The organism is Variovorax rhizosphaerae, from assembly GCF_037889975.1.
Lineage (GTDB): Bacteria > Pseudomonadota > Gammaproteobacteria > Burkholderiales > Burkholderiaceae_C > Variovorax > Variovorax rhizosphaerae.
This window is the reverse complement of sequence record NZ_JBBKZT010000071.1, coordinates 1-7,881: the sequence shown is the minus strand read 5'-3', so window position 1 is coordinate 7,881 and position 7,881 is coordinate 1. Positions and strand designations below refer to the sequence as shown.

At 64.2% G+C, this 7,881-nt stretch carries 4 protein-coding genes; 2 read left to right on the top strand and 2 right to left on the bottom strand.

Features of this window, described 5'->3' with window-relative positions:
- Positions 1-631: 631 nt before the first annotated feature.
- Positions 632-3,028, top strand: coding sequence for a phosphoketolase family protein (locus WKW82_RS39835; RefSeq protein ID WP_340348735.1), 2,397 nt, complete (start codon positions 632-634; stop codon positions 3,026-3,028).
- Positions 3,029-3,041: 13 nt separating this feature from the next.
- Complete coding sequence (locus WKW82_RS39830; protein WP_340348734.1) at positions 3,042-5,522, top strand: glycogen/starch/alpha-glucan phosphorylase; 2,481 nt, start codon at positions 3,042-3,044, stop codon at positions 5,520-5,522.
- Positions 5,523-5,681: 159 nt separating this feature from the next.
- Here WKW82_RS39830 and WKW82_RS39825 read toward each other — a convergent pair whose 3' ends face one another.
- Positions 5,682-6,089 carry a hypothetical protein gene (locus WKW82_RS39825; RefSeq protein ID WP_340348733.1) on the bottom strand — a complete coding sequence of 136 codons (408 nt, stop codon included), beginning with the start codon at positions 6,087-6,089 and terminating at the stop codon, positions 5,682-5,684.
- A gap of 98 nt (positions 6,090-6,187) precedes the next feature.
- On the bottom strand, positions 6,188-7,753 hold the full coding sequence (locus WKW82_RS39820) for a transposase (protein ID WP_340348732.1): 1,566 nt from the start codon (positions 7,751-7,753) through the stop codon (positions 6,188-6,190).
- Positions 7,754-7,881: the final 128 nt, after the last annotated feature.

Sequence of the window (7,881 nt, the reverse complement as noted above, 5' to 3'; positions counted from 1 at the left end):
GCCTAGCTCGAAGCTGATGTACAGATCGCCTTGGACTGCCGTCTTCTCGGTTTGTTGGACTGCTGAGGTTGTCGACATTTCCATCTCCTTTGTTACGAGGTTGAGGGAAATCCGCTTTTATCTAAACGGGTCTCGGTCGGGTAGTCCTACATAGCATCTAATGCCATAGTGGCGTTGGTCATTGTGATTTCCTTCAAGACAGGTTTGGTCGGTCGCACCTCAAACTTATCCGGACTTCACGATGACCACCCCCCGAAGAGCGCGGCCGCTGCACGGCAAGCCGCTTCGGGCTACGCCCTACGCGCCTTGCCGTGCAGCGAGTGAAAGAAGACTTACACCACTTGCTGGGACATCAACGCTTGGCGTTCGACGAACACACGCTGCACCCGCGCCTATGCCGTCCACCGCCCCGGTGAACGCTGCTGCTACGCGGAATGCTGGTTTTCCGGCCGCCGGGCGGACTAGCCTCGTGCATCGGTGAAGGAGTAAGCTCGCCACCCTCGAAATTTCCGAATTGCCCGGAGGCCGCCGAACGGCGCGCGGCGGCCCGACCAGCCCGGAGAGCGCCGACGCACGCAGCGCTCCGGGTGGCCTCCTGCTCCTCCCGCTGCTGCACGACAGGAGACGCAGCATGACCCGGCAACCTCCTTCGCCCGCCTCGCAGCACGTTCCGCTGGACAAGGAGGAACTGCGACGCATCGACGCCTGGTGGCGTGCGTGCAACTATCTTTCAGTCGGGATGATTTATCTGCGGGACAACCCCTTGCTCCGCGAGCCACTGAAGGTGGAGCACGTGAAGCATCGCTTGCTCGGGCACTGGGGCGCGAGCCCGGCCCTTTCATTCGTGTGGGCGCATCTGAACCGGGTGATACAGCGCGACGATCAGAACGTGATCTTCATGGCCGGGCCGGGGCATGGCGCCCCGGGCGTGCTTGGCCCCGCCTACCTGGAGGGAACCTACTCCGAGGTGTACCCGGACAAGAGCGAGGACGCCGAGGGCATGGGGAAATTCTTCAAGCAGTTCTCGTTCCCGGGCCACATCGGTTCGCACGTCACGCCCGAGACACCCGGTTCGATCCACGAAGGCGGTGAGCTGGGCTACAGCATCTCGCATGCCTATGGCGCCGCGCTCGACAACCCCGACCTTGTCGTCGCCTGCGTGATCGGCGACGGCGAGGCGGAAACCGGGCCGCTCGCCACGGCCTGGCATTCGAACAAGTTCATCAATCCGGTGCGCGACGGCGCCGTACTGCCCATCCTCAATCTGAACGGCTACAAGATTGCCAACCCGACCATCCTCGCGCGCATCAGCCACGAGGAACTGGAGGCGCTATTCGTGGGCTATGGCTACAAGCCGTATTTCGTCGAGGGATCGGACCCGGCCGAGATGCACCAGAAGATGGCCAGCACCCTCGATGCAGTCTTTGCCGAAATCCGCGAGGCCCAGGAGAAGGCGCGCGTGAGCGGCCATGCCGATCGGCCGCGCTGGCCGATGATCGTGCTGCGCACGCCGAAGGGCTGGAGCGGGCCAAAGGAAATCCGGGGCCACAAGGTCGAGGGCTCCTGGCGGTCGCACCAGGTGCCCTTCTCCGACGTCCGCGAGAACCCCGCGAGCCTCGAACTCCTCGAGAGCTGGATGCGCAGCTACAAGCCAGAAGAATTGTTCGATGCCGGCGGCCGGTTGGTCCCCGAGCTCAGGGCCCTGGCGCCCTCCGGGCCGCGGCGCATCAGCGCCAACCCGATTGCAAATGGCGGGCTGTTGCGCCGGGAGCTGAGGCTTCCGGATTTCCGCGACTATGCGGTGGACGTGGACCAGGCCGGCAAGGTGCTGCACGAGAACACACGGCCACTGGGCGAGTTCCTGCGCGACACCATGCGCAACAACATGAGCAGCTTCCGGGTGTTCGGGCCCGACGAGACCGCGTCCAATCGCCTGCAGGCGGTCTACGAGGTCAGCAAGAAGGTTTGGATGGCCGACCTGCTGCCCGAGGACGCGGACGGCGGGGAACTCGCCCGCGACGGGCGCGTGATGGAAATGTTGTCCGAACACACCCTGATGGGCTGGCTCGAAGGCTATCTGCTGTCGGGCCGCCATGGCTTCTTCCACACTTACGAGGCCTTCGCCCACGTCGTGGACTCGATGTTCAACCAGCACGCGAAGTGGCTGGACATCTGCAAGAACCATGTACCGTGGCGCGCGTCCGTGGCGTCGGAGAACATCCTGCTGTCGTCGACCGTCTGGCGCCAGGATCACAACGGCTTCTCGCACCAGGATCCGGGGTTCATCGACCTGGTGACCAACAAGAGCCCGTCAGTCACGCGCGTCTACCTGCCGCCGGACGCCAACACGCTGCTCGTGGTGGCCGACGCATGTCTGCGCTCCATCGATTGCATCAACGTGATCGTGGCCGACAAGCAGAAGCACCTGCAGTTCATGACCATCGACGAGGCCATTGCGCACTGTGCCAAGGGCATGGGAATCTGGCGGCGCGCGAGCAGCGACGAGGGCGAAGAGCCGGACGTGGTGATGGCCTCGTGCGGCGATGTCGCGACCCAGGAGGCGCTGGCGGCAACGGCGATCCTGCGGGAACGCCTGCCCGACCTCAAGCTGCGCTTCGTGAACGTGGTGGACCTGTTCAAAATGCAGCCCGCCAGCGAACATCCGCATGGTTCGACCGAGCGCGAGTTCGACAGCCTTTTCACGCGCGACAGGCCCGTGATCTTCAACTTCCACGGCTACCCCTGGCTGATACACAAGCTCGCCTACCGCTTTTGCAACCACGAGCAGCTGCATGTGCGTGGCTACAAGGAAAAAGGCAACATCAACACGCCGATGGAGCTCGCCATCCTCAACCAGGTCGACCGCTTCAACCTCGTGATCGATGTCCTCGACCGCGTACCGCGCATGCAAGGCAGGGCCGCGCATCTTCGGGAAGACATGAAGAACGCCATCATCGAAAACCTGCGTTATGCCCACACCCAAGGCACCGACACCGCCGAGATCGCCAATTGGGTCTGGCCGGGCTGAGGCCTGAAAAACGATGGCCACCAATCCGACGACCCTCGCGCCCCGCGCCGCCGAAGCCAGTCGGCACGGGTTGGACTCCGAGTCGCTGCAGCGCGACGTGCTGGAAAACCTTGTCTCCCTGCAGGCCCGCTACCCGGCCATCGCCACTCCGCACGACTGGTACATGGCACTGGCCTACAGCGTGCGTGACCGGCTGCTCGTGCGCTGGGTCGAGACGGTGCAGTCCTATGCCGCACGGGACGTGCGGATCGCCTGCTACCTGTCGGCCGAGTTTCTGATCGGGCCGCAGCTTGGCAACAACCTGGTCAACCTCGGCATCGAGGCGGATGCGCGCGAGGCCATGCTGGCGCTCGGCCAGGATCTGGATGCAGTGATGGCGCTGGAGGAGGAGCCGGGGCTGGGCAACGGCGGTCTCGGCCGGCTGGCAGCTTGCTATCTGGATTCGCTGGCGACGCTCGAGATGCCGGCCATAGGCTATGGCATACGCTACGAGTTCGGCATCTTTCGGCAGGCGATCCGCGATGGCTGGCAGGTCGAAGAGACCGACAAGTGGTTGCAGAAGGGCAACCCTTGGGAGATCGTGCGCCCGGAAGTGGCCTACTACGTGAATTTCGGTGGACACACCCACTCCGAGACCGACGCAGAGGGTCGATTTCGCGTGCGTTGGATCGCGGCCAACCAGGTCAAGGGCGTGGCCTGCGACACGCCGGTGCAGGGCTATCGCGTCGAGACCTGCAACACCCTGCGGCTGTGGAGGAGTGAGGCGGTCGAATCCTTTGACCTGGCGGACTTCAACGTCGGCGATTACTACGGCGCGGTGGAGCAAAAGGTGGTCTCCGAGACGCTGTCCAAGGTGCTCTATCCGAACGACGAGCCCGAGATGGGCAAGCGCCTGCGACTGGCACAGCAGTACTTCTTCGTGTCCTGCTCGCTGCAGGACATGCTGCGCCTTCTTCAACAGAAGGGTGAGCCGATCGAGCGCTTCGCCGACGTGTTCGTGGCACAGCTCAACGACACCCATCCCTCGATCGCGGTCGCGGAGCTCATGCGCTTGCTTCTGGACGAGTGCGGGCTACAGTGGGGGCAGGCGTGGGACATCACCCAACGCGCCCTGGCCTATACAAACCACACGCTGCTGCCCGAGGCGCTCGAGACATGGGGGCTTCCACTTTTCCGGGGCCTTCTGCCGCGACCTCTCGAGATCATCTACGAGATTAACCGCCGCTTTCTGGATGAAGTCCGCCAGCGCCATCCCGGCGACGAATCGCGCGTGTCCAGGATGTCGCTGATCGACGAGTCCGGCGATCGGCGCATCCGCATGGCGCACTTGGCGACCGTTGGCAGCCATGCCATCAACGGCGTCGCCGCGCTGCACTCGACACTGCTGCGGGAGACTGTGCTACGGGACTTCGCCGAGCTGTGGCCGGAGCGCTTTCACAACGTCACCAACGGCGTCACGCCGCGTCGCTTCCTGGCGCTGTGCAACCCCGGCCTCGCTCGGTTGCTCGACCAGACCGTGGGCGAGGGTTGGATCGCGGACCTCACGCGCCTGAGGGGGCTGGAAGCCCACGCTGACGACGAAGCGTTTCAGCAGCGTTGGCGGGCAATCAAGAACGCGAACAAGGAGGCGCTGGCGAAGCACATCCACAGTGCCACCGGCGTCGCCGTCGACCCCAGGGCGCTCTTCGACATCCAGGTCAAGCGCATACACGAATACAAGCGACAGCACCTGAACGCGCTGTACATCGTTGCCTTGTACCAGCGCCTGCGCCGAGAACCGCAGCTCGCCCTCGCGCCGCGGTGCTTTGTCTTCGGAGGCAAGGCGGCGCCCGGCTACGCGATGGCCAAGCTCATCATTCGCCTCATCAATGGCATCGCCGAAGTCGTCAACAACGATCCGGCGATGGAAGGGCGACTGAAGGTGGTCTTCTTCCCGAACTTCAACGTCAAGAGCGCGCACCATATCTATCCGGCCGCGGATCTGTCCGAGCAGATCTCAACCGCAGGCAAGGAGGCATCGGGCACGGGCAACATGAAGTTCATGATGAACGGCGTGCTGACCATCGGTACGCTGGACGGGGCCAATGTCGAGATCCGCGAGGAGGCGGGCGCGGAGAACTTCTTCCTCTTCGGCCTGCATGCGCAAGATGTGGAGCGCCTCCAGCGCGAGGGCTATCGCCCGGCAGACCACGTGACTGCGAACGACGAATTGCGCGAGGCGCTGGAGCTCATCGCCTCCGGGCATTTTTTGCGCGGTCAAAGCGATGTGTTCCGCCCACTGGTGGAGAACCTGACGCAATGGGACCACTTCCTGGCGCTTGCAGACTACGCCGACTATGTGGCATGCCAGGCACGTGTGGACGCCGCCTGGCAGGATCCGGCAACGTGGACCCGCATGTCGATCCTTAACACGGCACGCTCCGGCAAGTTTTCTTCCGATCGGGCGATCCGGGAGTACGGCGATCGCATCTGGGGCTTGGCGCCGATGAAGTAAGTCTTGGAAACTGGAGATCAACTTGAGCCCTTCAGCGCATTGGCTCGACGCCCTGTGCCTTGCTCTCCTGGCGTTTTGCCTCCCGGTGCCAGCAATGGCAGGATCGCAGGGTGCCGAGCTGGCTTCCCCCAATCGGCAATGCGGCCTTTGACATACTGCCTACTCACATCGGCGTTCCTTCGCCACCCGCCCGATAAAGGCGTGCACCCGCGTGGGGTCGTAGCCATCCGATCGCATCCGGTGCAGCGTGCCGGCGATGGCGCCGCTCGTTTCGATGTCCAGCGGCATCGTGTCAGGCTTGCGCAGCCACCGCGCGAGGCACGCCAGCTCATCGTTGTTCAAGCCGGCCCACTCGAGCATCTCGGGCAACGCCGCGGCGCGTTCCGCCAGCAACTCGGCATTGATACTCGGCCAGGCCGCGTTGGCTTCCGCCCTGATTTTGTCAAGAGTAAGACCGCGTTCTTGTGCCGCGCGAACCACCGCGTTACCGCGACGGATCAGCTCGTCATCGGCGAAGAGTTGCTCGAGGGCGAGGGATCGAGGCCCGGGTTCGGAGGAATTGGACACGGAATGTGTTTTTTCATGAAAAGCACCGCGAACCAGTGTAGGTCGCGTGTCGTATCGATCAATGTTGCGACATGGTCCTTTGATCCTAAATCCGGCGGTTACCCAGTCCCCGGGAGCCTATTCGGAGGCCTGAAGGGGCCGATGGTGGGTGCGATGCGGTGGCTGATGTAGCGCAGCATCGCCGCCCATGGGTCCTGCGTTCTGAACTGCTCCGCAGTAGCCCTGACATGGGCCAAGGCCGCACGGATATTGGCGATCAGCGGTTTGAGGATATGCGCCTTGCCATGCAGCAGCGTCAGATACAGCGTCGTTCGCCCCGCATGGCTGGCCGCCTTGCCCACCGCCGCGAGCATCAGCGGGCGGCTCGTGATCGCCTCCATGCGCGCGCCCGGCTTGGCCGCGCGGCAGTACCAGCTCCACCAGTTGTAGACCAGTGCGCAGGCCCGTGCCGTGGTCTGGCAGCGGTTGATGTCCTGCGTGGTGAAGCCCCACTGGTTCTTCAACTCGTCGAAACCGTTCTCGCAGTCGGCACGGTCCCGGTAGAGTTGCCCGATGGCTTCGATCGGGTACGCCACGTCGGTCACCAGCACCGCGTACTCCCACAGGCGCTCACCGTCATGCACGCTGGGGCTGGCCAGGTCCAGACGCAGTTGCCGGCCACCCTTGCCATCGTCTACGCGCCGCTCCCGGGCGATACCCCCGCGGATGCGCTGGCGCACGATCACCACGCGGCGCTTCTTGCTCCAGCCGTGCAATTGCAGTTGGTCTTCGATCATCTGGCAGCCCTGGTGGTCGGGCCGGCTCCAGCCCTGGCGCTCGAACAGGCGCCTCAGCAGGCGCTGCACGTTCCTGGTCTGCCTCAGGCGCAGCAGGTAGGGTTGCGAGCGACTCTCCAACTCCAGCAGGATGGCCTCGTTGCCGTAGCCCGAGTCGCCCCGCACGAGCGCCGGGCGACGGTTGCCAAGACGTTCATCGCCCAGCTCATCCAGCAGCCGCCCCAAGGCGGCTTTGGCATGGGCGCTGGTGTGCTGCTTGCCCGAGCTGACCTGCACATCCAGCACCAGGCGCAAGTTGCCCACCCAGAAGGTGTGCAGTACGTGGCTGGGTCGCGCGGGCTTGCTCGGGTTGTAGCCCAACTCGGCACCCTCCTGGCGTCCATACAGCGGCTTGATGCTGGCGTCGATGTCCAGCACCCAAGGCTTGTCCAGTGCCTCGCGCACGGAGTGCATCAGCGCAGGGCGCATCCACGCGGCACTGGCCCCTTCGTCAATGCGCTCCAGCGCCCGGCGCAGCGCGTCTTCGCTGACGACTTTGTTCATGCCCAGGCACTGAGCGGCCACAGCGTCGCCGCGCAAGGCAGTGATGTGGGCATAGCGGCGATGGCCTGCCAGCAAGCCCAGCATCAGGGTGCCCAGCACGTCGCGCTTGTCTGGCGCATTGCCACTGCGGTACTCCAGGGGGCAGGCCGACACCCAGCGATCGAATTCGCCCGTGGCCGCCAGGAACTCCGCGAAGAAGACCAACTGGCCGTGCGGCGTGACCGCCGCACCTTCGTCCCAGTGCACGTGCATGCGCCCACCCAACGTGTCCACCACCTGCGCCGGGTTGACGTGCTCGTCGCCCCGCGCCAGGGCCTGTTGTCGTTTGCGTTTAGCTTCACCCATCGGGTGAGTCTGCCAAATCGTATCTGTCCGAGCAGCCCCGTTGCTCAGATGTCCATCACGTGACGCAGCATGTGGAACGGCACTCGCCATGAGGAGGCGTCCTCGCATTCGACACTTGCGGTTCGCTG